The 26,358-nt window shown below is 70.0% G+C and carries 26 protein-coding genes; 16 read left to right on the top strand and 10 right to left on the bottom strand.

Annotation, left to right across the window (positions count from 1 at the left end):
* The first annotated feature begins 65 nt into the window (after positions 1-65).
* Positions 66-2,396: a DNA topoisomerase IV subunit A gene (locus ACQ5SP_RS09855; protein ID WP_430938196.1), complete on the top strand. Its 2,331-nt coding sequence runs from the start codon at positions 66-68 to the stop codon at positions 2,394-2,396.
* 12 nt (positions 2,397-2,408) lie between these two features.
* On the opposite strand, the gene msrA is transcribed toward ACQ5SP_RS09855, so the two are convergent.
* Complete coding sequence (gene msrA / locus ACQ5SP_RS09850) at positions 2,409-3,086, bottom strand: peptide-methionine (S)-S-oxide reductase MsrA (protein ID WP_430938195.1); 678 nt, start codon at positions 3,084-3,086, stop codon at positions 2,409-2,411.
* Positions 3,087-3,227: 141 nt separating this feature from the next.
* On the opposite strand from msrA, the gene ACQ5SP_RS09845 reads away from it, so the two are divergent.
* Positions 3,228-4,127, top strand: a complete 900-nt coding sequence (locus ACQ5SP_RS09845; protein WP_430938194.1) for a D-amino acid aminotransferase — start codon at positions 3,228-3,230, stop codon at positions 4,125-4,127.
* A gap of 79 nt (positions 4,128-4,206) precedes the next feature.
* The gene (locus ACQ5SP_RS09840) at positions 4,207-4,935 is read left to right on the top strand and encodes an HAD family hydrolase (RefSeq protein ID WP_430938193.1); all 729 of its coding nucleotides are present in this window, start codon (positions 4,207-4,209) and stop codon (positions 4,933-4,935) included.
* Here ACQ5SP_RS09840 and ACQ5SP_RS09835 read toward each other — a convergent pair.
* Together ACQ5SP_RS09835 and ACQ5SP_RS09830 are read right to left on the bottom strand one after the other, a co-directional pair.
* Complete coding sequence (locus tag ACQ5SP_RS09835; protein ID WP_430938192.1) at positions 4,927-5,358, bottom strand: DUF1810 domain-containing protein; 432 nt, start codon at positions 5,356-5,358, stop codon at positions 4,927-4,929. The two genes, ACQ5SP_RS09840 and ACQ5SP_RS09835, sit on opposite strands and share 9 nt — an antisense overlap.
* A complete protein-coding gene (locus tag ACQ5SP_RS09830; protein ID WP_430938191.1) occupies positions 5,358-6,575 on the bottom strand; it encodes an argininosuccinate synthase in 1,218 nt (405 codons plus the stop codon). Before ACQ5SP_RS09830 ends, ACQ5SP_RS09835 begins: the two co-directional genes overlap by 1 nt.
* Before the next feature lie 180 nt (positions 6,576-6,755).
* Here ACQ5SP_RS09830 and ilvA point away from each other — a divergent pair, with 180 nt between their 5' ends.
* Together ilvA and ACQ5SP_RS09820 are read left to right on the top strand one after the other, a co-directional pair.
* Complete coding sequence (gene ilvA, locus ACQ5SP_RS09825) at positions 6,756-8,000, top strand: threonine ammonia-lyase IlvA (protein WP_430938190.1); 1,245 nt, start codon at positions 6,756-6,758, stop codon at positions 7,998-8,000.
* A 139-nt stretch (positions 8,001-8,139) separates the two neighbouring features.
* Positions 8,140-8,952, top strand: coding sequence for a PP2C family protein-serine/threonine phosphatase (locus ACQ5SP_RS09820; protein ID WP_430938189.1), 813 nt, complete (start codon positions 8,140-8,142; stop codon positions 8,950-8,952).
* Here the strand turns inward: ACQ5SP_RS09820 and ACQ5SP_RS09815 are convergent.
* Complete coding sequence (locus ACQ5SP_RS09815; protein WP_430938188.1) at positions 8,947-9,387, bottom strand: NUDIX hydrolase; 441 nt, start codon at positions 9,385-9,387, stop codon at positions 8,947-8,949. The genes ACQ5SP_RS09820 and ACQ5SP_RS09815 overlap by 6 nt on opposite strands.
* 87 nt (positions 9,388-9,474) lie before the next feature.
* Here ACQ5SP_RS09815 and ACQ5SP_RS09810 point away from each other — a divergent pair, with 87 nt between their 5' ends.
* The 10 genes from ACQ5SP_RS09810 to ACQ5SP_RS09765 all read left to right on the top strand — a co-directional run bounded on the left by ACQ5SP_RS09810 (position 9,475) and on the right by ACQ5SP_RS09765 (position 19,742).
* The gene (locus ACQ5SP_RS09810) at positions 9,475-10,491 is read left to right on the top strand and encodes an Hsp33 family molecular chaperone HslO (protein ID WP_430938187.1); all 1,017 of its coding nucleotides are present in this window, start codon (positions 9,475-9,477) and stop codon (positions 10,489-10,491) included.
* Positions 10,475-11,083 (top strand): CoA pyrophosphatase, encoded by a 609-nt coding sequence (locus tag ACQ5SP_RS09805; RefSeq protein ID WP_430938186.1) that lies wholly within the window; start codon positions 10,475-10,477, stop codon positions 11,081-11,083. The genes ACQ5SP_RS09810 and ACQ5SP_RS09805 overlap by 17 nt, the downstream gene beginning before the upstream one ends.
* Positions 11,080-12,231: a CCA tRNA nucleotidyltransferase gene (locus tag ACQ5SP_RS09800; protein WP_430938185.1), complete on the top strand. Its 1,152-nt coding sequence runs from the start codon at positions 11,080-11,082 to the stop codon at positions 12,229-12,231. The genes ACQ5SP_RS09805 and ACQ5SP_RS09800 overlap by 4 nt, the downstream gene beginning before the upstream one ends.
* 56 nt (positions 12,232-12,287) lie before the next feature.
* Complete coding sequence (locus ACQ5SP_RS09795; protein WP_430938184.1) at positions 12,288-12,884, top strand: LysE family translocator; 597 nt, start codon at positions 12,288-12,290, stop codon at positions 12,882-12,884.
* 1 nt (position 12,885) lies between these two features.
* On the top strand, positions 12,886-13,470 hold the full coding sequence (locus tag ACQ5SP_RS09790) for a LysE family translocator (RefSeq protein ID WP_430938183.1): 585 nt from the start codon (positions 12,886-12,888) through the stop codon (positions 13,468-13,470).
* 40 nt (positions 13,471-13,510) lie between these two features.
* The gene (locus tag ACQ5SP_RS09785; protein WP_430938182.1) at positions 13,511-15,355 is read left to right on the top strand and encodes an ABC transporter ATP-binding protein; all 1,845 of its coding nucleotides are present in this window, start codon (positions 13,511-13,513) and stop codon (positions 15,353-15,355) included.
* Positions 15,352-17,187, top strand: coding sequence for an ABC transporter ATP-binding protein (locus ACQ5SP_RS09780; RefSeq protein WP_430938181.1), 1,836 nt, complete (start codon positions 15,352-15,354; stop codon positions 17,185-17,187). Before ACQ5SP_RS09785 ends, ACQ5SP_RS09780 begins: the two co-directional genes overlap by 4 nt.
* Before the next feature lie 94 nt (positions 17,188-17,281).
* A complete protein-coding gene (locus ACQ5SP_RS09775) occupies positions 17,282-17,710 on the top strand; it encodes a glyoxalase (RefSeq protein WP_430938180.1) in 429 nt (142 codons plus the stop codon).
* Complete coding sequence (locus tag ACQ5SP_RS09770) at positions 17,707-18,942, top strand: class I SAM-dependent RNA methyltransferase (RefSeq protein ID WP_430938179.1); 1,236 nt, start codon at positions 17,707-17,709, stop codon at positions 18,940-18,942. Before ACQ5SP_RS09775 ends, ACQ5SP_RS09770 begins: the two co-directional genes overlap by 4 nt.
* The gene (locus ACQ5SP_RS09765; protein WP_430938178.1) at positions 18,939-19,742 is read left to right on the top strand and encodes an ion transporter; all 804 of its coding nucleotides are present in this window, start codon (positions 18,939-18,941) and stop codon (positions 19,740-19,742) included. Before ACQ5SP_RS09770 ends, ACQ5SP_RS09765 begins: the two co-directional genes overlap by 4 nt.
* A gap of 198 nt (positions 19,743-19,940) precedes the next feature.
* Here ACQ5SP_RS09765 and dxs read toward each other — a convergent pair whose 3' ends face one another.
* Genes dxs through ACQ5SP_RS09735 form a run of 6 tightly spaced genes read right to left on the bottom strand, consistent with a single transcriptional unit; the run spans position 19,941 to position 25,219 of the window.
* The gene (dxs, locus tag ACQ5SP_RS09760; protein WP_430938177.1) at positions 19,941-21,875 is read right to left on the bottom strand and encodes a 1-deoxy-D-xylulose-5-phosphate synthase; all 1,935 of its coding nucleotides are present in this window, start codon (positions 21,873-21,875) and stop codon (positions 19,941-19,943) included.
* 17 nt (positions 21,876-21,892) lie between these two features.
* Entirely contained in the window at positions 21,893-22,762 is an 870-nt protein-coding gene (locus ACQ5SP_RS09755) for a polyprenyl synthetase family protein (RefSeq protein ID WP_430938176.1), read from the bottom strand.
* The gene (locus ACQ5SP_RS09750; RefSeq protein ID WP_430938175.1) at positions 22,762-23,013 is read right to left on the bottom strand and encodes an exodeoxyribonuclease VII small subunit; all 252 of its coding nucleotides are present in this window, start codon (positions 23,011-23,013) and stop codon (positions 22,762-22,764) included. The genes ACQ5SP_RS09755 and ACQ5SP_RS09750 overlap by 1 nt, the downstream gene beginning before the upstream one ends.
* Positions 23,010-23,945, bottom strand: coding sequence for a histone deacetylase family protein (locus ACQ5SP_RS09745; RefSeq protein WP_430938174.1), 936 nt, complete (start codon positions 23,943-23,945; stop codon positions 23,010-23,012). Before ACQ5SP_RS09745 ends, ACQ5SP_RS09750 begins: the two co-directional genes overlap by 4 nt.
* Positions 23,946-23,993: 48 nt before the next feature.
* Positions 23,994-24,704, bottom strand: coding sequence for a response regulator (locus ACQ5SP_RS09740; RefSeq protein WP_430938173.1), 711 nt, complete (start codon positions 24,702-24,704; stop codon positions 23,994-23,996).
* Positions 24,704-25,219: a MarR family winged helix-turn-helix transcriptional regulator gene (locus ACQ5SP_RS09735; protein ID WP_430938172.1), complete on the bottom strand. Its 516-nt coding sequence runs from the start codon at positions 25,217-25,219 to the stop codon at positions 24,704-24,706. The genes ACQ5SP_RS09740 and ACQ5SP_RS09735 overlap by 1 nt, the downstream gene beginning before the upstream one ends.
* A gap of 188 nt (positions 25,220-25,407) precedes the next feature.
* Between ACQ5SP_RS09735 and ACQ5SP_RS09730 the strand changes: the two genes are divergently transcribed.
* Entirely contained in the window at positions 25,408-26,277 is an 870-nt protein-coding gene (locus ACQ5SP_RS09730; protein WP_430938171.1) for a branched-chain amino acid aminotransferase, read from the top strand.
* Positions 26,278-26,358: the final 81 nt, after the last annotated feature.

Below are 26,358 nucleotides of genomic sequence, written 5' to 3'. Positions count from 1 at the left end.
GCAACCGCGGCCCGCGCCGCGTTTGGCGCTGGACCGGCGGGGCGCATGGATTTACACCCGTTGCCATGAGTGACGGGACCGACGACATCGTGGCGGGCGACCAGCCCGCCGAACTGGCCGAGCCGCTGCGCCGGGCCATCGGCGCGCGCTACCTGCAATATGCGCTCTCGACCATCATGGACCGGGCGCTTCCGGATGCGCGCGACGGGCTGAAGCCGGTGCATCGGCGCATTCTCTACGCCATGCGCGAGCTCAAGCTGTCCTCGACGGGGGGCTTCCGCAAGTCGGCCAAGATCTCGGGCGACGTGATGGGGAATTACCACCCCCACGGCGACGCCGCGATCTACGACGCGATGGCGCGGCTGGCGCAGGATTTCAACGTCCGCTACCCGCTGGTGGACGGGCAGGGCAATTTCGGCAACATCGACGGCGACAACCCGGCGGCCAGCCGCTACACGGAGGCCCGCCTGACCGCCGCCGCCGAGGCCCTGATGGAAGGGCTGGACGAGAACGCGGTCGATTTCCGCCCGAACTACGACGGCACCCTGACCGAGCCGGTCGTCCTGCCGGCGCGGTTCCCGAACCTGCTGGCCAACGGCGCAAGCGGGATCGCGGTGGGCATGGCCACCAACATCCCGCCGCACAACATCCACGAGCTGATCGACGCCTGCCTGCATCTGATCAAGGCGCCGAACGCCCGCGACGAAACGCTGATCGAGCACATCCCCGGCCCCGACTTTCCGACCGGCGGTGTCATCGTCGAGCCGCGCGAAACCATTCTCGAGGCCTATCGAACGGGGCGCGGCGGCTTCCGCCTGCGCGCCCGCTGGCAGGTCGAGGAGCTGCCGCGCGGGCAGTGGCAGATCGTCGTCACCGAGATCCCCTACCAGGTCCAGAAGTCGAAACTGATCGAGAAGCTGGCCGAGCTGATCCAGACCCGAAAGGTGCCGATCCTGGCCGATATCCGGGACGAGAGCACCGACGAGATCCGCATGATCCTCGAGCCGCGCTCGCGCAACGTGGACCCGGACGTGTTGATGAACACGCTGTTCCGCAACTCCGATCTGGAGGTGCGGGTGTCGCTGAACATGAACGTGCTGATCGATGGGCGCACGCCGAAGGTCTGTTCGCTCAAGGAGGTGCTGCGCGCCTTCCTCGATCACCGCCGCGACGTGCTCCTGCGCCGGTCGCAGCACCGGATGGACAGGATCGACCATCGGCTCGAGGTGCTCGAGGGCCTGATCGTGGCCTTCCTCAACCTCGACCGCGTGATCGACATCATCCGCTATGACGACCAGGTGAAGCGCGCGCTGATGTTCGAGGACTGGGGCGGCGATCACGTCAAGGCCGCCTCGGAGGCCGACTACGTCTCGCCGCTCGACGGCCGCGAGATCCCCGAGGACGAGGAACCCTCGCTGACCGAGGTCCAGGCCGAGGCCATCCTGAACATGCGCCTCCGGAGCCTGCGCAAGCTCGAGGAAATGGAACTGCGCGCCGAACGCGACCGCCTGATGGAGGAACGCGCCGAGCTCGAGGATCTGCTCGAGGTCGAGGATCGGCAATGGGCCCGCATCGCCGAGGAATTGCGCGAGACCCGCAAGCAGTTCGGCCGCGACGCGCCGGGCGGCGCGCGGCGGAGCAGCTTCGCCGAGGCGACCGAGGCCGAGGAGGTCCCGATCGAGGCCATGATCGAGCGCGAACCGATCACGGTCGTCTGCTCCAGGATGGGCTGGATCCGGGCAATGAAGGGGCATGTGGCGCTCGACGGCAACCTCAAGTTCAAAGATGGCGACGAGGGCCGCTTCATCTTCCACGCCGAAACCACCGACCGGCTTCTGCTCTTCGGCACGAACGGGCGCGCCTACACGATTTCCTGCGCCAACCTTCCCGGCGGGCGCGGCATGGGCGAGCCGGTGCGGCTGATGGTGGACCTGCCCAACGAGGCCGATATCGTCACGCTGCTGATCCACCGCCCGGGGCGCAAGCTGCTGGTCGCCTCGGATGCGGGCGACGGGTTCCTGGTGACCGAGGACGAGATCGCCGCGCAGACGCGGGCGGGAAAGCAGGTGCTGAACCTGCGCGCCGGCGTCAAGGCGCAGGTCTGCAAGCCCGTGGCGGGCGATCACGTCGCCTGTGTCGGCGAGAACCGCAAGGTCCTGATCTTCCCGATTTCCGAGCTGCCCGACATGGCGCGCGGCAAGGGCGTCCGGCTGCAGAAATTCAAGGATGGCGGCCTGTCGGACGCCACCACCTTCGATATGGCCGACGGGCTGTCCTGGCACGATCCGGCCGGGCGCCGCCGCACCGAGACCGCGCTCGATGAATGGATGGGCAAGCGTGCCAGTGCCGGGCGCATGGCGCCGCGCGGCTTCCCCCGCGACAACCGGTTTACCTGAGCCCCGGCCGGCTCAGGACCCCGTCTTGACGAAGGGGGCGTCCGCACCCCAGAGCTGGCGCACCCGCTGGTCGCGCCCGCAGGCATCGCGGTAGCGGTCATAGGCCTTGGACATCGGGATCCAGCCGAAGCGCGTGAGCACGCGATCGTCCCGCTGGTAGTAGTTCTGGTGATAGTCCTCGGCCTTCCAGAAGGTGCCGGCGTCCAGGATGGGCGTCACGATCTCCTGGCCGAGTTCGGCGCGGGCCTCTGCCTTGGCGGCCTTCGCGGCCTGTGCCTGTGCCGGGTCGAGCGCGAAGACCGCCGTGCGATAGCTCTCGCCGCGGTCGCAGAACTGGCCCCCGGCATCGGTCGGATCGACCGACCGGAAGAAGAGATCGACCAGTCGGCGATAGGACACCGTGTCGGCGTCGAAGGTGATCCGGACCGCCTCGTAATGGCCTGTGCCGCCGCGGGTCACCTGCTTGTAGCTGGGGTTCTTCACGTCGCCGCCGGTATAGCCGGAAACCGTTTCCTTCACGCCGTCGACCTTGTCGAAATCGGCCTCGACGCACCAGAAACAGCCGCCGGCGAAGATCGCGGTCTGGATATCGTCCGCCCGTGCCCGCTCGCAGTTGAGCAGCACCGCGAGGGTCATGGCCGCGACCAGCGCGGCGCTTTTCAGGGTGTTGAGATGCGGGGTGATCTGCATGGTTTCGTCCTCCGAAGGCGAGGGTGGGGCAGTCCGGACCGCACACTCAACTGACAACGCCGTGAGGTCACGGGGCATTGAGCTTTGTTTCAGCTTGGCCCCGCCGGCCCGGATGCCTACCCTCGCCACGAGGAGGATCGCATGACAGAGCGTATCACCACGCACCAGGCCGAGGACGATCCGCGCAACGCGGCGATCCTGATCCATGTGGACGGGCGGCTGGTGCCGCGGGCGGAGGCGGTCGTCTCCGTCTATGATTCGGGCTTCATGCTGGGCGACGGCGTGTGGGAGGGGCTGCGGCTCCATGACGGGCGCTGGAGCTTCCTGGATGAACATCTCGACCGGCTGTTCGAGGCGGCGAAGGCGCTCGACCTCGAGATCGGGCGCAGCCGCGACGAGATCGTGACCGCGCTGGAGGAAACGCGCCGCGCCAACAGGATGGAAACCGATGCCCATGCCCGGCTGATGGTCACCCGCGGCGTCAAGGTCCGGCCGTTCCAGCACCCGTCCCTGTCGCGGTCGGGGCCCACCTTCGTCATCATCATGGAGCATTCCCGACCCTCGCTGCCGCGCCCGGTCCGGCTGGCGACCGTGCCCCATATCCGGGGCCTGCCCATGAGCCAGGACCCCAAGCTGAACAGCCATTCCAAGCTCAACTGCGTGCTGGCCTGCATCGCCGCCGAGAAGGCGGGCGCGGACGAGGCGCTGATGCTCGACGTCCACGGCTTCGTGAACACGACGAATGCCTGCAACTTCTTCATCGTCCGCGGCGGCGAGGTTTGGACCTCGACGGGCGATTACTGCATGAAGGGCATCACGCGGGGCAAGGTGATCGAGATCTGCCGCGCCGCGGGCATCCCCGTCTTCGAGAAGAACTTCTCCCTGGTCGAAGCCTATGGCGCCGACGAGGCCTTCCTGACCGGCACCTTCGGCGCGCAGACGCCGGTGTCGGAAATCGACGGTCGCCCGATCGGCGACGGAAGGATGGGGCCTGTCACGGCGCGGATCCGGCAGGCCTACAAGGACCTCGTGGCGCGATGAGCCCCCGCGCGGCCGGGTCTGAAGCCTCGGGCGGGGGCACCGCCGGACGGCGGGCGCCGCTTTCCCCGGGGGACGGCGCATGAACATCGCCATGTGGTCGGGGCCGCGGAATCTCTCGACCGCGCTGATGTATGCCTTCGCCGCGCGCGGCGACACCGCCGTATGGGACGAGCCCTTCTACGCCGCGTATCTTTCCGTGACCGGACTTGCGCATCCCATGCGCGCGGAGATCATCGCGGCGGGCGAGACCGACCCGGCCCGGGTTGCACAACGGCTTGCCGGGCCGGCGCCCGGTGGTCAGGCGGTCTTTTACCAGAAGCATATGTGCCAGCACATGATCCCGGCCATGCCGCGGGACTGGATGATGCAGGTCACGAATGTCTTCCTGATCCGCCATCCCGCCCGGGTACTGGCCAGTTTCGCCGCCAAGTACGAGGCGGCGACACTGGGCGATATCGGCTTCCTGCAGCAGGCGGAGCTGTTCGACCAGCTGGCCGAGGCAAGCGGACAGCCCCCCGTTGTCATCGATTCCGCCGATATCCGACGCGCCCCGGAGACGATGCTGCGTGCGCTCTGTGCGGCGATCGGGCTCGACTACACGGACCGGATGCTGTCCTGGCCTGCCGGCGGTCATCCTGATGACGGGGTCTGGGCGCCGGTCTGGTACGGGGCGGTGCATCGCAGCACCGGCTTCGCCGGCCCCGAGGGGCCGCTGCCGGAGCTTGACGGCGATTACGCCCGCATCGCGGACGCCGCGCTGCCGGCCTATGAGCGGCTTGCCGCGGTCAAACTCGCCCCGTCAGGTTGAGATCTCGGCCGCGGTGCGCGGGCAAGGCACCCCGCCGTAGAAAGCCTCCAGCACCCGTGCGAACACGTCCGGCGCCCCGGGCACCGCCGCGAAGAGCGTCATGGAGGAGCGCAGCTTGGCGGCGTCGATCCCGCCCAGGATTGCCGCGGGGTCGGCACCGGCATGATCCAGCATCAGCCCGGATGCCTCGACCAGCCGGGCGCGCAGGGTGGGATGCGCGAGATACGCTTCGGCCTCGGCGAAATCGGCGATCCCGTAGAACTTCGCGCGCTCGGACCGACCGAGCGACGCCAGCTGCGGGAAGACGAACCAGATCCAGTGGCTCGTCTTGCGCCCCGCCGCCAGCTCGCGTCGCACCTCGGCCCAGACCCGGTCCTGCGCGGCGAGGAACGCGCGCGCCCGGCGATCGGGCAGGGCGGCCATCAGCGCAGCCGCCGGTCCCGCATCGCGAGCAGCCGGAGCCGCAGCGCGTTCAGCTTGATGAAACCGGCCGCGTCCTTCTGGTCGTAGGCGCCGGCGTCCTCTTCGAAGGTGACGTGCTCCTCGGAATAGAGGCTGTGCGCGGACCAGCGGCCGACGGTGCGGGCGAGGCCCTTGTAAAGTTTCAGCCGAACCGTGCCGGTGACGTGCTCCTGGCTCTTGTCGATCAGCGCCTGCAGCATCTCGCGCTCGGGCGAGAACCAGAAGCCGTTGTAGATCAGCTCGGCATAGCGCGGCATGATCTCGTCCTTGAGATGCGCCGCGCCGCGGTCCAGCGTGATCTGCTCGATCCCGCGATGCGCTTCCAGCAGCACCGTGCCGCCAGGGGTCTCGTAGATGCCGCGCGATTTCATGCCGACGAAGCGTCCCTCCACGAGGTCCAGCCGGCCGATGCCGTGCTTGCCGCCGAGCTCGTTCAGTTTCGTCAGGATCTCGGCCGGGCTCATTGGCTGGCCGTCGATCGACACGGCGTCGCCCTTCTCGAAGCTGATTTCGACGTATTCGGGGGTGTCCGGCGCGTCCTCGGGGTTCACGGTGCGCTGGTAGACGTAGTCGGGCGCGTCCTCTGCCGGGTCTTCCAGAACCTTGCCCTCCGACGAGGTGTGCAGAAGGTTCGCGTCCACGCTGAACGGCGCCTCGCCGCGCTTGTCCTTGGCGATCGGGATCTGGTGCTTCTCGGCGAAGTCGATCAGCCGGGTGCGGCTCGTCAGGTCCCATTCGCGCCAGGGCGCGATCACCTTGATGTCGGGATCGAGCGCATAGGCGGCCAGTTCGAAGCGGACCTGGTCGTTGCCCTTGCCGGTGGCGCCGTGGGCGACCGCGTCGGCGCCGGTCTCGGCGGCGATCTCCACCAGCCGCTTGGAGATCAGCGGCCGCGCGATGGAGGTGCCAAGCAGGTAGAGCCCCTCGTAGACCGCGTTGGCGCGGAACATCGGGAAGACGAAGTCGCGCACGAATTCCTCGCGCAGGTCCTCGATGTAGATCTCGCTGACGCCCAGCATCTCGGCCTTCTTGCGGGCAGGTTCCAGCTCTTCGCCCTGGCCGAGATCGGCGGTGAAGGTCACCACCTCGCAGCCATATTCGGTCTGAAGCCATTTCAGGATGATCGAGGTGTCGAGACCGCCGGAATAGGCGAGGACGACTTTCTTGGGCGCGGACATGAGGGAACCTCCGGATTGAAGACCGTCGCCGGGTCTATTGCCTTTCCGGGGGCGCGGCAAGCCCGCGCCGGCGCCGGCCCGTGTGTCAGACCGGCGCGGGCGCAACCGGCGAACTGGCGGGGCGGTCGCGGCCGTGCTATCGCGGACGGACCATCGGGGCCGTGCGAGGGACAATCGACCGTGACCGCATTCATGGACCGCGCCGAGAAGGCCGAACAGGCGCTGCGCCAGCTTTTCGAGCCGACGTCGCTCGGCCGCAATGACCATTTGTCGGATCGTTTCGGCGCCGACATATTCCTCAAGCGCGAGGATCTGACGCCCGTGCGCAGCTACAAGCTGCGCGGGGCCTTCAACGCGATCTCCAAGGTTCTCGCCGGGGGCATGGCCGACCGCTTCGTCTGCGCCAGTGCCGGGAACCACGCCCAGGGCGTGGCCTATGTCTGCCGCCATTTCGGCGTCGAGGGCGCGATCTTCATGCCGGTGACCACGCCGCAGCAGAAGATCGACAAGACCCGAAAGTTCGGCGGCGACAAGGTGCGGATCGAGCTGACGGGCGACTATTTCGACCAGACGCTGGCCGCCGCCCAGGCCCATTGTCGCGAGATCGGCGCGCATTTCCTGTCACCCTTCGACGATGCCGACGTGATCGAGGGGCAGGCCAGCGTCGCGGTGGAAATGCTCGCCCAGATGGAGACGCCGCCCGACATCGTCGTGCTGCCGGTCGGCGGCGGGGGGCTGTCGGCCGGGGTGATGTCCTACCTCGCGGACGCCGCGCCCGGGGTGGCGCTGCGCTTCGTCGAGCCGTGCGGCGGCGCCAGCCTGGCTGCCGCGCTGGCCGCGGGCAGGCCCGTGCGCCTGCCAAAGATCGACAGCTTCGTCGATGGCGCAGCGGTGGCGCAGGTCGGCGCCGAGACCTTCGCGGTCCTGGGCGCCGCCGACCCGGCCCATGTCTACGCCGCGCCCGAGGACCGGATCTGCGCCACGATCATCGAGATGCTCAACGTCGAGGGCATCGTGCTGGAACCCGCCGGGGCGCTGTCGGTCGATGCGCTGGTCGACATGGCCGACGATATCCGCGGCAAGCGCGTTGTCTGCGTCACCTCGGGCGGGAATTTCGACTTCGAGCGGCTGCCGGAGGTCAAGGAACGCGCGCTGCGCTACACCGGGCTGAAGAAATATTTCATCCTGCGCCTGCCGCAGCGCCCCGGCGCGCTGAAGGAGTTTCTGAGCCTGCTCGGACCCGGCGACGACATCGCCCGTTTCGAGTATCTCAAGAAGTCGGCGCGGAACTTCGGCTCGGTCCTGATCGGGATCGAGACCAAGGATGCCGACGATTTCCCGCATCTCTTCGCGCGGATGGACGCGGCCGGCTTCGTCTACCAGGACATCACCGACGACGAGGTGCTGGCCCAGTTCCTGATCTGACGGCCCGGCGGTTTCGCTGAAAATTGGCGGCTTCACCGCATCTTAATCCCGTGGCGGGCTCACTGCCTGCCATGGGGAAGCGGGGACAGACGTGGGTGCAAAGGCCAGGATAGACTCCCGCCGTGCCGTTCGGGCGGCGATGGGCGATCTGCGTGCGCTCCGCGCGGCGCGGGCGCGCGACCTGCGGGCGGCGGGGCGGTTGCAGCAGGCGCTGCTGCCGAAGCGATTCTGCGACTTCGGCGCGGCAAGGGTGTCGCTGCTGCTGCGCTCCTGTTCCGAGGTGGGCGGCGACCTGGTGGGCCATTACCCGATCGGCCGGGGGCGGATCGGGCTCTACGCGCTCGACGTTTCGGGTCACGGGGTCAGCGCGGCGATGCTGACCGCGCGGCTTCACGGTCTCCTGTCCGGCGCGGTCCCAGAGCAGAACGTCGCGCTGCGCCGCGGTCCGGGCGGGGAAATCCTGCCGCGCCGGCCGCACGAGGCCGCCGCGCGGCTGAACCGCCAACTGATCGAGGGGCTGGGTGCCGATCACTACATGACGCTTCTGCTCGGCGATCTCGATCTTGCCGCGGGGCGTCTGAGCCTGGTCCAGGCCGGCCACCCGCACCCGGCCCTGATCCGCCCGGACGGCGCGATCCGGTTTCTCGGCGAGGGCGGCCTGCCCATCGGGCTCGTCGCGGATGCCGCGTTCCGCACGGTGGAGCTGTGTCTCTCTCCGGGCGACCGGCTTCTGGTCTATTCCGACGGCATGACCGAGTGCCCGGCGCCGGGGGGGCGGATGGTGGGCGAGGACGGCCTCGCTCGGCTTATCGCGCGGCATGCCGGCTTGTCCGGCCCCGCGTTTCTCGGTGCGCTTGCCGGGGATCTCTGCCGCGATGCCGGCGCGGTGCTGCCCGACGACATGTCGGCCTTGCTGCTGGAATACGACGGACCGGGGGGCAGCCGGTCATAGCCGCGACAGCAGCCCCGCCACGAAGTGCCGGTCGCCCGAATTGCCGAGTGTCTCGGCGGCGCGGGCCGCGTCCATCCATACCGCGCTGTGGCCCGGCTCGAGCGGGGGGCCGCGTCGCAGCACAGGGCGGGCAAGATAGATGTGGCAGACCTTCCGCGCCCAGAGATCGTATTCGGGCATGTAGGTCAGGCGCTGGAAGGCGCCGAGCCGGTGGCCGACGCGGATCGTCCAGCCGGTTTCCTCGAAGACTTCGCGGTGCAGCGCCCGCAGCGGTGATTCGCCGGGATCGATCCCGCCGCCCGGCAGCTGGTATTCCGGCACCGGCTCGGCCTGGTGGGTGACCAGCATCCGGTGCCCCTGCAGCAGCACGGCGTAGGCGCCGGGCCGTTGACGGTAGCGTTTGCCGGGCCTGACCCGTTCCCCGAAGCGCCGCATCCTCCGTCCTCCGCCCTTGGTGCACCTGTTGTCCTGACTATATAGACGCGGTATGCCAACGCCCCCGAGCCGAGGAAACCCCATCACATGACCCTGACGCAGAAAATCGCCTGGGACGACACCGTCCTGCCCTTCCAGCTCGACCGGTCGGATATCCGCGGCCGGGTCGCGCGGCTGGACGGGGTGCTCGACCGCGTGCTCGCGCAGCACGCCTATCCGGCGCGGGTCGAGGCGATGGTCGCCGAGGCGGCGATGCTGACGGTGATGATCGGGCAGACCATCAAGCTGCGCTGGAAACTGTCGCTGCAGATTCGGGGCGACGGCCCGCTGCGCCTGATCGCCACCGACTATTTCGCCCCCAAGGCCGAGGGCGAACCGGCGCAGATCCGCGCCTGGGCCAGCTTCGACGAGGCGCGGCTCGCGGCGAGCGACGCGGCGCCGTTCGACCTGATCGGGCAAGGCTATTTCGCCATCCTGATCGACCAGGGCAAGGGCATGGCCCCCTACCAGGGGATCACGCCGCTGGCAGGCGGGTCGCTGCGGGCGTGCGCGGAAACCTATTTTGCCCAGTCCGAACAGCTGCCGACCCGTTTCGCGCTGTCGATGGGCCGCGCTGCCGAGCCGGGATCGGGCGAGCATTGGCGCGCGGGGGGCGTGATGCTTCAGCACATGCCGAAGGCGTCGCCCCATGCGACCGGCGAGGGCGGCTCGGGCGAGTCCGGCCTGCTGACGGCGGACGATCTCGTCTCGGGGCGCGAGGGCGAGAACTGGAACCGCGCCAACAAGCTGCTCGACACCGTCGAGGACACCGAGCTGATCGGCCCGCACGTGGCGCCGCACGAGCTTCTGGTGCGGCTTTTCCACGAGGAGGTGCCGCGCGTCTTCGACGCCCAGCCGGTCGCCTTCGGCTGCACCTGCAATGCCGACAAGGTGCGCCAGAGCCTGTCGATCTATTCGGCCAAGGACATCGCCACCATGACGACGGAGGCGGGCGTGGTCACGGCCGACTGCCAGTTCTGCGGCGCGCATTACGAGCTCGATCCGGCCACGCTCGGCTTCGAGGCCACCCGCCGTCCGGAGGACGACGGTGACCGGCGGGGCTGATCCCTTCGCGCCGGTCCGGGCCGCGCTCGACCGGGCGGGCGGCGAGTCGTCGGATTTCGACCTCAACCCCTCGGTCGTCCTGCCAGAGGGGCGGCGCCTGCGCCCGGCGGCCGTGCTCGTGCCCCTGCACTGCACGGACCGCGGGGATCTCCGGCTTTACCTGACCAAGCGTGCCTCGCATCTCAAGCATCATCCGGGCCAGATCGCCTTTCCGGGGGGCAAGCGCGACGAGGGCGACGCCGATCTCGCGGCGACCGCGCTGCGCGAGGCGCGCGAGGAGATCGGCCTCGACCCGGACAATGTCGCCCTCCTCGGCGCGCTCGCCCCGCACGAGACCGTTACCGGCTTCACCGTGACGCCCTTCGTGGCGAGGATCCGGGCGCCGTTCCGCCCGGTCCCGGAGGCCGGCGAGGTCGAGGAGGTCTTCGACCTGCCCTTCGCCCATCTCTGCGATCCCGGCCGCTACTCGGTGCAGCGCCGGCGCTGGCGGGGACAGTGGCGACACTACTATACGGTGCCCTGGGGCCCCTATTATATCTGGGGCGCGACCGCGCGCATCCTGCGCGGCCTGGCCGAGGGAATGGCAGAATGACCCGTGTGACGGGCTCCTGGCTCGACAGCGACGATACGCAGGCGGTGATGGCCGTTCTGGAAGCGGCCGGCCACCAGGCCCTGGCGGTGGGCGGCTGCGTGCGCAACGCGCTTCTCGGCGTCGCGGTCTCCGACGTCGACATCGCCACCGACGCCCGGCCCGAACGGGTCATGGAGATCGCCGCAGCCGCCGGCCTGAAGGCGGTGCCCACGGGCATCGAGCACGGGACCGTCACGGTGGTGGCCAACAAGGTGGGGCACGAGGTCACGACCTTCCGCCGGGACGTGGAAACCGACGGCCGTCGCGCGACGATCGCCTATGCCGACCGGGTGGAGGAAGACGCGCATCGCCGCGACTTCACCATGAACGCGCTTTACGCGCGCGCCGACGGCACGGTGCTCGATCCGCTGGGCGGTCTGCCGGACCTGCGGGCGCGGCGGGTGCGGTTCATCGACGACCCGCATGACCGGATCCGCGAGGATTATCTCCGCATCCTGCGGTTTTTCCGCTTTCACGCCTGGTACGGCGACCCGGCGGCCGGGCTCGACCCCGACGGCCTGGCCGCCTGTGCCGAGCTGGCCGGCGGTATGGACCGCCTCTCGCGCGAGCGGATCGGGGCGGAGACGCGCAAGCTGCTGGGCGCGCCGGACCCGGCGCCCGCGGTCGCGGCGATGGCGCAGGCGGGCGTGCTGATCCACGTGTTGCCGGGCGCCGATCCGCGGGCCCTGCCCGTCCTGGTCCACCTGGAACGCGCGGCCGGGGTCCCCCCGGACTGGCGCCGGCGCATCGCCGTGATCGGCGGCGCGGAACCGGCCGAACGGCTGCGGCTCTCCAAGGCCGACCAGCGGCACCTGGAGCGCCTGCGCGCCGGTCTCGACTCCGGCGATCCGATCGCCGTCCTGGGCTATCGCCACGGGCACGGGATCGCGCGCGACGTGGGACTCGTCCGGGCCGCGCTTTCCGGCCAGCCGCTTCCGCGGGATCTCGAGACAGAGGCCGCCCGCGGCGCGGCGGCCGTCTTCCCGGTCAAGCCCCGTGACCTGATGCCCGATCACCAGGGCGCCGCGCTGGGCCGGAAGCTGCAGGACCTGGAGGCGAGATGGATCGCCTCCGACTTCGCGCTGACCAGGGCGGAGCTTCTCGCTTGACGCCCCGCGGGGGGCGCCGCAGACTGGGTCAGTAATTCCGACCTATCGGGGCCGCGATGCCGTTCGATACCTTTCTCAGCCTGTTGGGCCTTGCCGTTGCGGCGGCCTGGACGCCGGGCCCGAACAACGCGCTGGTGGCCAGTTCCGGCGCGACCTTCGGGCTGCGCCGGACCGTGCCGCACGTGCTCGGGATCGCGCTCGGGTTCCCGCTGATGATCTTTCTCGTCGGGCTGTTCCTCGGCGAGCTGTTCCAGGCCAGCGCGCTTCTGCGCGAGACCCTGCGCTGGGGCGGGGCGGCGCTGATGCTCTGGGTGGCCTGGCAGATCGCACGCTCCGGCGGGCTTGGCGCGCGGGGCGCGGCGCCGCGGCCCTTCACCTTCGTCGAGGCCGCGGGGTTCCAATGGATCAATCCCAAGGCCTGGGCCATGGCGGTCGGCGTCACCGCGCAGTTCATCAGCGGCGCGGCGCCGCTGGTCACCGCCGGGATTGTCGCGGCGACCTTTGTGGCGGTCGGGTTGCTGTCGGCCTCCACCTGGGCGGGCGCGGGCCGGATCCTGACGCGGTGGCTGACGACCGACGACCGGCTGACGTGGTTCAACCGGGTCATGGCCGGGCTGATCGTCGTCTCGGTCGTGCTGCTCTTCCGCGGCTGACATGGGGATCGACCCGCTTTATCTCTTCGTCTTCGCCGGGCTGTTCTCGCCGGGCCCGAACGTCATCCTGCTGACCGCGTCCGGCGCGCGCTTCGGCTTTCGCCGCACCCTGCCCCATGTGGCGGGCGTGGCGCTGGGCGTGGGCGTCATCGCCGCGGTGGCCGGGCTGGGCGTGGCGGCGCTTCTGCTTGCGGCGCCCGGCCTGAAGCTGGCGCTGCAACTGGCGGCGGCGGGCTGGATCCTGTGGATGGCCTGGCGCCTGGCGACCGCCGCCCGCCGGCCGCGGAGCGCGCGGGTCGACCGGCCCTTCACGCTGGTGCAGGCGGTGCTGTTCCAATGGGTTAACCCCAAGGTCTGGGCGGTGGCCCTGGCGGCCTCGGCCGGGTACCCGGCCGGGCTCTCGCCGGAAGTCGAGGCGCTGCGGCTTGCCGCGGCCTTCTCCGGGATCAACCTCTTCGTCTGCCTGTTCTGGAGCTGGGCGGGATCTCTCTTGACCTACCTGCTGACGACGCCGCGCGCCTGGTCGATCTTCATGGGCGTGATGGCGGCGGCGCTGGCGGGATCGGCCGTCATGGTCTTCCTCTAGGCGCCGGGCTATATCCGGAGAGATGAAGAAAGGCGCCGGAATGTTCCGCTTTTTCGAAAGCCTGGTCGATCCCTATACCGCCCATGCCCAGACCGACGCCCCGCCGCGCCGGCTCTGGCCGTTCATGCGCGGCTGGTCGCAGCCCTTCCGAAAGGTCTTCGCGCTGGCCACGCTGCTGTCGGTGATCGTCGCCTTCGTCGAGGTGGGGCTCATCTTCTACATGGGCCGGGTGGTCGATCTTCTGTCCACCGGCGAACCGGCCGTGGTGCTGGCCGATCATGCCTGGGAGCTGATCGGGATCGCGGCGTTCATTCTCGTGATCCGCCCGCTGCTGCAGGGGCTCGACGTGGCGGTGATCAACAACGCGATCCTGCCGAATTACGGCACGCTCTTCCGCTGGCGGGCGCACGGGCAGGTTCTGCGCCAGTCGGTGGGCTGGTTCGAAAACGATTTCGCGGGGCGGATCGCGAACCGGATCATGCAGACCCCGCCCGCCGCCGGCGAGGCGGTGTTCCAGCTCTTCGACGCCATCACCTTCTCGGTCGCCTACATGATCGGCTCGCTGATCCTGCTGACCGATGCCGATCCGCGTCTGGCGCTGCCGCTGCTGCTGTGGCTCGGGCTTTATGCCTGGCTGGTGCGCTGGACGATGCGCCGGGTCGGACCGGCGTCGAAAGCCGCGGCCGACGCGCGCTCGGCCGTCACCGGCCGGGTGGTCGACGCCTATACCAACATCGACTCGGTCAAGCTGTTCGCCCAGCACGACAACGAGATGGCCTATGCCAGGGAAGCGATCGAGGACGCGCGCCGCACCTTCGCCCGGGAGATGCGGATCTTCACCACGATGGATGTCGCGCTGACGCTGATCAACGGTGTGCTGATCGTGGGCGTCGTCGGCTGGGCGATCCTGCTCTGGGCGCAGGGCACGGCGTCGGTCGGGATCGTCGCCGCGGCGGCGGCGCTGACGCTGCGGCTCAACGCGATGACCGGCTGGATCATGTGGGCGCTGTCGAGCTTCTTTCGCCAGCTCGGCGTCGTGGCCGAGGGGATGGAGACCATCGCCCAGCCCATCGCGCTGACGGACAGGCCCGGGGCGGGGGCGCTCGACGTCGCGCGGGGCGAGATCCGCTTCGAGGGCGTCAGCCATCACTACGGGCGCGGCCGGGGCGGCTTGCAGGATGTGACGCTGACCGTCGCGCCCGGCGAAAAGGTCGGGATCGTCGGGCGTTCCGGGGCGGGAAAGTCCACGCTGGTGAAGCTGCTGCTGCGCTTCTACGACAGCGAGGCGGGGCGCGTGTTGATCGACGGGCAGGACATCTCGCATGTCACGCAGGACAGCCTGCGCCGCCAGATCGGGATGGTCACGCAGGACAGCGCGCTGATGCACCGCTCGGTCCGGGACAATATCCTCTATGGGCGCCCCGATGCCGGCGAGGCCGAGATGGTCGAGGCCGCCAGGCGGGCCGAGGCACATGATTTCATACTCGATCTCGAGGATTCCGCCGGCCGCCGGGGCTATGACGCCCATGTCGGCGAGCGCGGGGTCAAGCTCTCGGGCGGGCAGCGCCAGCGCATCGCGCTGGCCCGGGTGATCCTCAAGAACGCGCCGATCCTCGTGCTGGACGAGGCGACCTCGGCGCTCGACTCCGAGGTCGAGGCCGCGATCCAGACCACGCTTTACGGCCTCATGGAAGGCAAGACGGTGATCGCCATCGCGCACCGGCTGTCCACCATCGCGCGGCTCGACCGGATCATCGTGCTGGACGACGGGCACGTGGCCGAGGACGGCACCCACGAAGAGCTGCTGGCCCGTGGCGGGGCCTATGCCAGCTTCTGGGCGCGGCAGTCGGGCGGGTTCATCGGCACCGACGAGGCCGCGGAATGACCTGGCTCGCGGGTCTCATCGACGCGTTCCGCCCGGCGGTCGGGCCGCCGCCGCGGACGCTGGCGGCCTTTTTCCGCTGGTGTCTCGCCGGTGCCTGGCCTGTGCTGATCCTGGGGGGCGTGGTCTCGATGGCGGCGGGGGTCGTCGAGGTGGTGACCGCGCTGATCCTCGGGCACGTGATCGACACCGCGCTGGCCAGCGGGCCGGCGGCCTTCTTCGCCGAGAACGGCGGTATGCTGCTCGCGGTTCTCGCCTTCTTCGTGATCCTGCGCCCGATCACCTTCGCGGCCAGTTCCGCGACCACCTCGATCGTCGTGCAGCCCAATGTCCTGCCGCTGGTCCTGTCGCGGCTGCACCGGCACACGCTGGGCCAGGCGGTCAGTTTCTTCGACGAGGATTTCGCCGGGCGCATCGCGCAGAAGCAGATGCAGACGGCCCGCGCCGTGACGGACGTGCTGGTCGAGGTGATCAACGTGGTCGCCTTCGCACTGGCCTCGCTGGTCGGCGCGGCGGCCCTGCTCGGGGCGATCGACTGGCGGGTCGCGGTGACGCTGGCGATCTGGCTCGTGGCCTATATCGCGCTGATCCGGCTCTTTCTGCCGCGCATCCGCGCCCGGTCGAAGGCGCGGGCGGGGGCGCGGGCGATGGTGTCCGGCCAGGTGGTGGACACGGTCACGAACATCAAGACGGTCAAGCTCTTCGCCCATTCCGAGCACGAGGACCACGCCGCGCTCGGCGCGATGGAGGAATTCCGCGACCATGCGCTCGGCTTCGGGCGGGTCGCCGTCGCCTTCCGCTTCTCGCTGATGACGCTGGCCGGTATCCTGCCGGTGCTGCTCGTCGGGTTGACGCTCTGGCTCTGGACGAAGGGTATCGCGAGCCCGGGCGATATCGCCGCGGCGGGGGCCGTTTCGATCCGCATCGCGCAGATGACCGGCTGGGTCAGTTTCACGCTGATGGCGATCTATTCGAATGTCGGCGAGGCCGAGGACGGGATGCGGACGCTGACCCCGCCCCACGGGCTCACCGACGCGCCGGATGCGGCCGACCTGCCCCATGTCGCGGGGCGGATCGGCTTCGAGGGCGTGACCTTCACCTATGGCCGCGAAACCGGCGGGCTGCGCGACGTGACGCTGACGGTGGCGCCGGGCGAGAAACTGGGCCTGGTCGGCGCCTCTGGGGCGGGGAAATCAACGCTGGTCGCGCTTTTGCTGCGCCTCTACGATCCCGAGACCGGGCGCGTTACCGTGGACGGCCGGGACCTGCGGGACGTGACCCAGGAAAGCCTGCGCCGGCAGATCGGGATGGTCACGCAGGAAACCGCCATGTTCAATCGCTCCGCGCGCGAGAACATCCTGTACGGCCGGCCGGACGCGTCCGATGACGACATGATCGCCGCCGCGAAACAGGCCGAGGCGCATGCGTTCATCCTCGGCCTGCGCGACACCCGCGGGCGCAGCGGATACGACGCCCATCTGGGCGAGCGCGGGGTCAAGCTCTCGGGCGGACAGCGCCAGCGCATCGCGCTGGCCCGCGCGATCCTGAAGGATGCGCCCGTCCTTGTGCTGGACGAGGCGACGTCGGCGCTGGACTCGGAGGTCGAGGCGACGATCCAGCAGGCGCTTCACCGGGTGATGGAAGGCAAGACCGTGATCGCCATCGCGCACCGGCTCTCGACCATCGCCGAGATGGACCGGATCGTGGTGCTCGATGCCGGCCGGATCGTGGAGGACGGCACCCATGCCGAGCTGCTGGCGAAGGGCGGGCTCTATGCCGGGTACTGGAACCGCCAGTCCGGGGGCTTCATCGGGATCGACGCTGCGGCGGAGTAGGCGACCGGGCGGGACCCCGTGCGCCGCGCCGCTTGCGGCCGCTGCCGCCGGCCCGTACCGTCCCCGGGATCATGCCGTCAGCGGAGCCCGTTCCATGGATCTCGAAACCGTATCGGCCGAGGAATTCGGCCAGAGCCTGGCCGGCGTCGGCATCAACATCCTGACCCGCGACGTCGCCGGGCTGGCCGGGTTCATGACCGCGGTCTTCGGGCTTTCGGCCCACCGCGTCAGCGCCGACTTCGCCATCCTGCGCCATGGCGATGCGCTGATCCAGGTGCATGCGGACGCGACCTATGGCGCCCACCCGCTGCACGGGCTCCTGCCCGAGGCGGGCCTGCGCGGCGCGGGCATCCAGATCTACCTCTTCGGGATCGACCCGGATACCGCGGCGATGCGGGCCGAGGCCGCGGGCGGCATCGTGCTGGAACCCCCGGCGGACAAGCCGCACGGGCTGCGCGAGGCGACGATCCTCGCGCCCGAGGGCCAGGCCTTTTCCCCCGCGGTGCCGAAGGCGGGCGCATGAGCACGCGGCTGACGATCGAGCGGCTGGGCCACCTGGGCGACGGGATCGCCCCGGGGCCGGTTTACGTGCCGCGGGCCTTGCCGGGCGAGATCGTCGAGGGCACCGTCGAGGCCGGCCGGATGGACGCGCCGCGCATCCTCTCGCCCGCGTCCGACCGCGTGCGCGCGCCCTGCCCGCATTACGCCGCATGCGGGGCCTGCGCGCTGCAACACGCGTCGGAAGATTTCGTCACGGACTGGAAACGGCAGGTCATCCGGGCCGCGCTGGCCGCGCAGGGGCTGGAGACCGCGATGCGTCCCCCCGCCGTGTCGCCGCCGGGCGCGCGCCGGCGCGCGACGCTGGCCGGGCGCCGCACCAAGAAGGGGGCGATCGTGGGCTTTCACGCGCGCGCCTCGGACACCATCGTCGCGGTGCCGGACTGCCGCGTCCTGCACCCGGATCTGCTGGCGATCGTTCCCCTCTGCGAAAAGCTGACCCGGCTCGGCGCCAGCCGCAAGGGCGCGCTTGCCTTCGCCATGACCCGGTCGGAGGCGGGCGTCGATCTCGAGGTGCGCGAGGCCAGGGCGCTCGATCTCGAGCTGCGCGCCGAGCTGGCGGCGCTGGGCGCAGGGGCCGATCTTGCGCGACTCTCGTGGAACGGCGAGCAGATCGCCGAACGCCGGCCGCCGATCCAGCGTTTCGGGGGCGTGGCCGTGGTACCGCCACCCGGCGCCTTCCTGCAGGCCACCGCCGAGGGAGAGGCCGCGCTGGTCTCGGCCGTGGCCGAGGCCGTGGCGGGCGCCGGGCGGGTGGTCGATCTCTTCGCGGGCTGTGGCACCTTCGCGCTGCCGCTCGCCGCGCGGGCGGAGGTGCATGCCGTGGAAGGCACAGCGGCGCTGACGGCCGCGCTCGACCGCGGCTGGCGTCACGGCGAGGGGCTGAAACCGGTGACGGTGGAAACCCGCGACCTGTTCCGCCGGCCGCTCCAGCCGGATGAGCTGGCCGGCTTCGGCGCGGCGGTGATCGACCCGCCGCGCGCCGGGGCGGCGGCCCAGACGCAGGCGCTGGCGATCTCGGGCGTGCCGCGGATCGCGGCGGTCTCCTGCAACCCCGTCACCTTCGCGCGCGACGCGAAAACCCTCACCGAGGCGGGGTTCCGCCTCGATTGGGTGCAACTGGTGGACCAGTTCCGCTGGTCGGCCCATGTTGAGCTTGCAGCGCAGTTCACGCGCGCCCATATCGATCCGCAATGAGTGACACGCGCCCCAAACGCCCGAGCCCCCGCGAGAGGCTTGCCGACTGGCTGGATCGCCCGGCGGTGACCAACACCATCTTCGCGGTGATCCTCTTCAACGCCGTGCTGCTCGGCATGGAAACCTCGGACACGCTGATGGCGATGGCCGGCCCGCTGATCGTGGGGCTCGACCGGGCCTGCCTCGCGGTCTTCGTGGTCGAGATCGCCGCGAAGCTCTACGCCCGCGGCCCCCGGTACCTGAAGACCGGCTGGGGCTTCTTCGACTTCGTGATCGTCGGCATCTCGCTGGTGCCCGGCAGCCAGAGCATGTCCGTGCTGCGGGCGCTCCGCATCCTGCGGGTGCTGCGCGTCGTCTCGGTCGCGCCGCGGCTGCGCCGGGTCGTCGAGGGTTTCATCACGGCCCTGCCCGGCATGGGCTCGGTCTTCCTGCTCATGGGGCTGATCTTCTACATCGGCGCGGTGATGTCGACCAAGCTCTTCGGCGACAGCTTTCCCGAGTGGTTCGGAACGCTGGGCCGGTCGGCCTATTCGCTCTTCCAGATCATGACGCTGGAAAGCTGGTCGATGGGGATCGTGCGGCCCGTGATGGAGACCTATCCATATGCCTGGGCCTTCTTCGTGCCCTTCATCATGGTCACCACCTTCGCCGTGGTGAACCTGCTGGTGGGCCTGATCGTGAATTCGATGCAGGACGCCCACCACGCCGAGGACGTCGAGCGCACGGACGCCTATCGCGACCAGGTGCTCGCCCGCCTCGAGGCCATCGAGAAGAAACTGGAGCGCGGGGACGAGCGCTGACCGCGCGGCGGCGCCTGCGGCGCCATTCCCTTCGTCACCCCACGCCCGCTGCGCGGCCGCGGGGCCCGTTTCCGCCGCCGGCGCGGGCCGCGCGGGATCCGGACGATGCCGCGTCCGGGCGGATTGCCCGCCGCCCCAGGGACGGGTGACGCCTGTCGCGCATCCTCGACCCGCAGGCCAGTTCCCACCTGGCGCAGATCACGCCCGTCGGCTGGACATTTCCGCGATCCCGAGGGTCTCGAGCACCTTCGCCTCGATATCGGGAGCGTTAAGCCTGGCTTCGGCGTACATCGCGTCGGGGCCGTCCTGGTCGATGAAGGTGTCGGGCAGCACCATCGAGCGGTATTTGAGCCCGTGGTCGAAGACGCCCGCCTCGGCCAGGAGTTGCGCGACATGGCTGCCGAACCCGCCGATGGCGCCCTCCTCGATGGTGATCAGCGCCTCGTGACCGGCGGCGAGATCCAGGATCAGCTCGCGGTCGAGCGGCTTGGCGAAACGGGCATCCGCCACGGTCGGGCTGATGCCGCGGGCCTCGAGCCTCTCGCAGGCGGCCAGCACCGCGGCCAGGCGCGCCCCGAAGGAGAGGATGGCGACCCGGCCGCCCTCGCGGATCATGCGGCCCTTGCCGATCTCCAGCACCTCGCCGCGCTCCGGCATCTCGACGCCGACGCCCTCGCCGCGGGGATAGCGGAAGGCCGAGGGGCGATCGTCGATGGCGGCGGCGGTGGCGACCATGTGCACCAGTTCGGCCTCGTCTGCCGCGGCCATGACCACGAAATCGGGCAGGTTGGCGAGATAGGCGATGTCGAAGCTGCCGGCATGGGTCGGGCCGTCGGCGCCGACCAGCCCGGCGCGATCGATGGCGAATCGCACCGGCAGGCGCTGGATCGCGACGTCGTGCACGACCTGGTCGTAGCCACGCTGCAGGAAGGTCGAATAGATCGCCGCGAAGGGCTTCATCCCCCCCGCCGCGAGGCCGGCGGCGAAGGTCACGCCGTGTTGCTCGGCGATGCCGACGTCGAAGACGCGGTTCGGGAACCGGTCGCCGAAAAGGTCGAGCCCGGTGCCGTCGGGCATGGCCGCGGTCACGGCGACGATGCGCGGGTCACGCTCGGCTTCCTGGATCAGGGTTCGGGCGAAGACCTTGGTATAGCTCGGCGCGTTCGACGGTTTCTTCTTCTGCTCGCCGGTGACGACGTCGAACTTCGCGACGCCGTGGCCGCGGTCGGCGGCCTGCTCGGCCGGGGCGTAGCCCTTGCCCTTGCGGGTGATCGCGTGGATCAGCACCGGTCCGTCGGCCCTGTCATGGACCGTGCGCAGCACGGCCAGCAACTGGTCCATGTCGTGCCCGTCGATCGGGCCGACATAGGAAAAGCCCAGCTCTTCGAAAAGCGTGCCGCCCACGGTCATGTGCTTGAGCATGTCCCGGGCGCGCTTGGCGCCCTGCTGGAAGGGCGGCGGCAGGAGGCTCACCGCGCCCTTCGCGGCGGCCTTGAGTTCCTGGAACGGCGCCCCGGCATAGAGCCGCGAGAGATAGTTCGACATCGCGCCGACCGGGGGCGCGATGGACATCTCGTTGTCGTTGAGGACGACGAAGAGGCGCTTTTTCAGGTGCCCGGCATTGTTCATCGCCTCGAAGGCCATGCCCGCGCTCATGGCGCCGTCGCCGATCACGGCGATGCAGTCGCCGATGCCGTGTTCGGGGGCGCCGCCGAGATCGCGCGCGGCCGCGAAGCCCAGCGCGGCCGAGATCGAGGTGGAGCTGTGGGCCGCGCCGAAGGGGTCATAGGGGCTTTCGGAGCGCTTGGTGAATCCCGAGAGCCCGCCGCCCTGGCGAAGCGTCCGGATGCGGTCGCGCCGGCCGGTCAGGATCTTGTGGGGGTAGGTCTGGTGACTGACGTCCCAGATCAGCCGGTCATGCGGCGTGTCGAAGACGGCGTGGAGCGCCACGGTCAGCTCCACCACGCCGAGCCCCGCGCCCAGGTGGCCGCCGGTCTCCGAGACTGCCGAGATGGTCTCGGCGCGCAGTTCGTCGGCCAGCCGGCGCAGCTCGCCGTCGCCGAGCCGTTTCATGTCGGCGGGACTCGAGATGGTGTCGAGAAGCGGCGTATCGGGCCTGGCCTGATCTGTCACGGTGACTGTACCCCGGATTACATCTGCCGGGAGATAACGAAACGCGCCGCCTGCCGCAAGGTTTCGCCGTCCGCCCCGTAAGGGGCGAGCGCCGCGCATGCGGTTTCCGCCAGTTCCGTGGCACGGGCCCTTGCCCCGTCGAGCCCGAGCAGCGAGACGAAGGTCGCCTTGCCTGCCGCGGCATCCTTTCCGACGCGCTTGCCGGTCCGTTCGGCGTCGCCCTCCACGTCCAGGATGTCGTCGGCGATCTGGAAGGCAAGCCCGAGCGCCTCGGCATAGGCGCCGAGCGCGGCCGGGTCCGCCCCGGCAAGCCGCGGCCCGGCCTCGGCCGACCAGCGGATGAGGGCGCCGGTCTTGCCGGCCTGGAGCGTGGTGATCTGGTCGAGCGTCAGGGGGGCAGACGCATTCTCGGCGGCGATGTCCCTGGCCTGGCCGCCGACCATGCCCGCGGCGCCGGCCGCCCGGGCAAGGCTGGCGACCAGGTCGATGCGGCGGGCCGGATCCGGCGCGGTCGCCGGATCGCCGAGCATCTCGAAGGCCAGGGTCTGCAGCGCGTCGCCGGCGAGAACGGCGATCGCCTCGTCCCATTTCACGTGCACGGTGGGCTGGCCCCGGCGGAGATCGTCGTCATCCATGCAGGGCAGGTCGTCATGCACGAGGGAATAGGCGTGGACGCATTCCACCGCCGCGCCCGCGCGCAGCGCCTGGCCGCGCGGCACGCCGTGGAGCCGTGCGCCTTCGATCACGAGGAAGGCGCGAAGCCGCTTGCCGCCGCCCGCGGCATAGCGCATCGCCGCGCCAAGCGCGTCCTGCCCGAGGGGCGCGAGGGCGCGGTCGAGTTCGGCCTGGATCTCGGTGGCGGCGACGGCCAGCCGATTCTCGAACATCAGGATCCGTCGACCGGGGTGGTACCGGTGGCGTTGCCCTCGGCATCGGTCGTGATCTGCGCGACCTTTTCCTCGGCCTGCTTCAGCTTGGCCTCGCAATGGGCTTTCAGCGCATTGCCCCGCTCGTAGAGCTTGATCGAGTCCTCCAGCGGCACCTGCCCGGTCTCGAGCCGGCCGACCACCTGCTCAAGCTCCTGCATCGCTTCCTCGAAGCTCATCTTGTCGACCGGTTTCTCGTCGCCGTCGCTCATTCGCCCCGCTCCATCAAAACGTCCACATGCGCCGCGGCCGAGGCCGCCAGCGCAGAAAGATCATAACCACCCTCCAGTGTCGAGACCACCCGCCCGCCGGCATGCGCGTCGGCCAGGTCGCAGATCCGGCTGGTGATCCAGGCGAAGTCGTCGATGCCAAGCTCGAGGCTCGCCAGCGGGTCGGCGCGATGGGCGTCGAACCCGGCCGAGACGATGATCAGGTCCGGCGCGAAGGCGTCGAGGCGCGGCAGGATCGTCTCGTCCCAGGCACGCCGGAAGGCGCCGGTGCCGGCGCCGGCCCGCAGCGGTGCGTTCACGATGGTGTCGTGCGCGCCGGTCTCGTCGGGTGCGCCGGTGCCCGGGAACAGAGGCATCTGGTGCGACGACCCGTAGAAGCTGCGCGGTTCGTCCCAGAGGATCGCCTGCGTGCCGTTCCCGTGATGGACGTCGAAGTCCAGAACCGCCACGCGGGCGAGGCCGTGACGGTCCAGCGCATGGCGGGCGGCGATGGCCGCGGTGCCGAAATAGCAGAAGCCCATGGCGCGGGCGGGTTCCGCGTGATGGCCCGGCGGGCGCATCGCGACGAAGGCATTGGCGGCGGTGCCGGCCAGCACCGCGTCGACCGCGCGGCAGGCGCCGCCGACGGCGCGCCGGGCGGCGTGCAGCGTCCCCGGCGACATCCACGTGTCGGGGTCCAGCGGCACGAGGCCGGTCTCGGGCGCGGCCGCGGCCAGCGTGTCGAGATGCGCCTGCGGGTGGCAGAGCAGCAGATCCGCATCCGTCGCGCGCGGCATCTCGTCCCGAAGCAGCGGCGCGAAGCGTTCGGCGCCCAGCGCCTGCCGGACGGCGTGCAGCCGGTCGATCCGCTCGGGGTGGCCGGGCGGCGTCTCGTGGGCGAGCCCGTCATCATGGGTGAACAGCGCGGTGGTCATGCGGGCAAGGGTAGGCGCCACCCGCAAGGGCGGCAAGCCATCGTCGCGTCAGTCCGGCGCCAGCATGTAGCCCGCGCCGCGCACGGTTTGCAGGTAGCGGGGCTGTTTCGGGTCGGCCTCGATCTTGCGGCGCAGGCGCGTGATCTGGACATCCACGGCGCGTTCCTGCGCCTGGCCGCGGTCGCGGCCCAGGTCCTCGACCAGCTTTGCCCGGCTCACCGGCTCGCCCGGGCAGGCCGCGAAGATCCGCATCAGCTGCGCCTCGGTCGCGGTCAGGCGCACCGACTCGGTGCCGCGCCAGAGTTCGCCGCGTTCCATGTCATAGCGCACCGGGCCCAGGTGCAGCATCTTCGGCACCTCCGCCGCCTGGTCGGCCGCGCCGGGCACCCGGCGCAGGATCGCGTTGATCCGCAGCAGGAGTTCCTTCGGCTCGAACGGCTTGGCCAGGTAGTCGTCGGCACCGGCTTCCAGCCCGGCGATGCGATCGTCGGCATCGCCCTTGGCGGTCAGCAGCAGGATCGGCGTCGTGTGGGTGTCCCGGATGGCGCGGGTCAGGCTGATCCCGTCCTCGCCGGGCATCATCACGTCGAGCACCATCAGGTCGAAATCGAGCCCGGCCAGCAGGCGCCGTGCCTGGGCCGCGTCACGGGCCGCGGTGACCCAGAAGCCGTGGCGGATCAGGAATTTCTGCAGGAGCCCACGGATCCGCTCGTCGTCGTCGACGATGAGCAGGTGGGCCTCCGGTGCGATGTCCTGCATCAGCTTCCCCCGTCCTTCAGGGCATTGAACCACGCGCGCATCTGGGGATCCATCATCTGCTCGAGCACCAGCCGGAAGCCGGCCACGGCCTCGGGTCCGGCGGCGCGGTAGGCGGCGCGCATCCGCCGCCGCTGCGCCTCCGAGAGGTCGCGTTCCAGCGCCCGGCCCTCCTCGGTGAGGTAGAGATGGCGCTCGCGCTTGTCGCGGGTGCCGACGCGGCTTTCGACGAGGCCGTCCTCGATCAGGGTTCGCAGCACGCGGTTGAGCGACTGCTTGGTCACGCCGAGAACGTCCAGCAGGTTCGACACGGTGGTGCCAGGACTGCGATTGATGAAATGGATCGCCCGGTGATGCGCCCGGCCATAGGCGTAGTTCTCGAGGATGCGGTCCGGATCGGCGGTGAAGCCGCGATAGGCGAAGAACATCGCCTCGATGCCCCGGCGAAGCTGATCGTCGGTCAGGAAGAGGAGGTTCTCGCCCCCGGCCGGGTGTGGCGATGTGCGCTGGTCCTGCATGGGTCCGGCGATCCTTTCGCGCGATGTGAATTGCCGAAGGATATTAAGTCAGCCTTGTTGACTTTCCAAGAATCAAATGCTAGCGGATTTGCGCTTTGGCGAAACTTTATGTCCGGATCGGACCTAAGTGACGCAATAAATGGAAACGATGTGGCCCGCCGGGCCGCCGAGCAAGACGAGGACGCAACATGGCCGGAACCTACGACGATCGCGACGGGTTCATCTGGATGGACGGCACGCTGGTGCCGTGGCGCGAGGCCAACGTGCACGTGCTGACGCACGCGCTGCACTACGCCTCTTCCGTCTTCGAGGGCGAGCGCGCCTATGGCGGCCGGATCTTCAAGAGCCGCGACCACTCCGAGCGGCTGCTGCGCTCGGGCGCGGCGCTCGACATGCCGATCCCCTGGACCGTCGACCAGATCGAGGCCGCCAAGGCCGAGGCGATGCAGGCCAACGGGCTGTCGGACGCCTATGTGCGCGCGGTCGCCTGGCGCGGCGCGGGCGAGGACATGGGCGTCGCCAGCCACCGCAACCCGGTGCGCCTGGCCGTCGCCGTCTGGGAATGGGGCGCCTATTACGGCGATGCCAAGATGAAGGGCGCCAAGCTCGACATCTCGAAATGGAAGCGGCCGAGCCCCGAGACCATCCCGAGCGACGCCAAGGCCTCCGGTCTCTACATGATCTGCACCATGTCCAAGCACGCCGCCGAGGCGAGGGGCTGCTCGGACGCGATGATGTTCGACTACCGCGGCTACGTGGCCGAGGCGACCGGCGCCAACATCTTCTTCGTCAAGGATGGCGAGGTGCACACGCCGACGCCGGACTGCTTCCTCAACGGGATCACCCGCCAGACCGTCATCGGCATGCTGCGCGAGCGCGGCGTCGCCGTCCACGAGCGCCACATCATGCCCGAGGAACTGGAAGGCTTCGAGCAGTGCTGGCTGACCGGCACGGCCGCCGAGGTCACGCCCGTGGGCCAGATCGGGGACTATGCTTTCGAGGTCGGGGCGCTGACCCGCGACATCGCTGAGAGCTACGAGACGCTGGTGCGGGCCTGAGGCCCGGGCGGGGGGGGGGGGGGGGGGGGGGGGGGGGGGGGGGGGGGGGGGGGGGGGGGGGGGGGGGGGGGGGGGGGGGGG

It is taken from the genome of Rhodovulum sp. YNF3179 (assembly GCF_050586465.1).
Lineage (GTDB): Bacteria > Pseudomonadota > Alphaproteobacteria > Rhodobacterales > Rhodobacteraceae > CAJXYS01.
The sequence above is the reverse complement of the archived record's forward strand: the minus strand, read 5'-3'. Positions and strand labels throughout refer to the sequence as shown.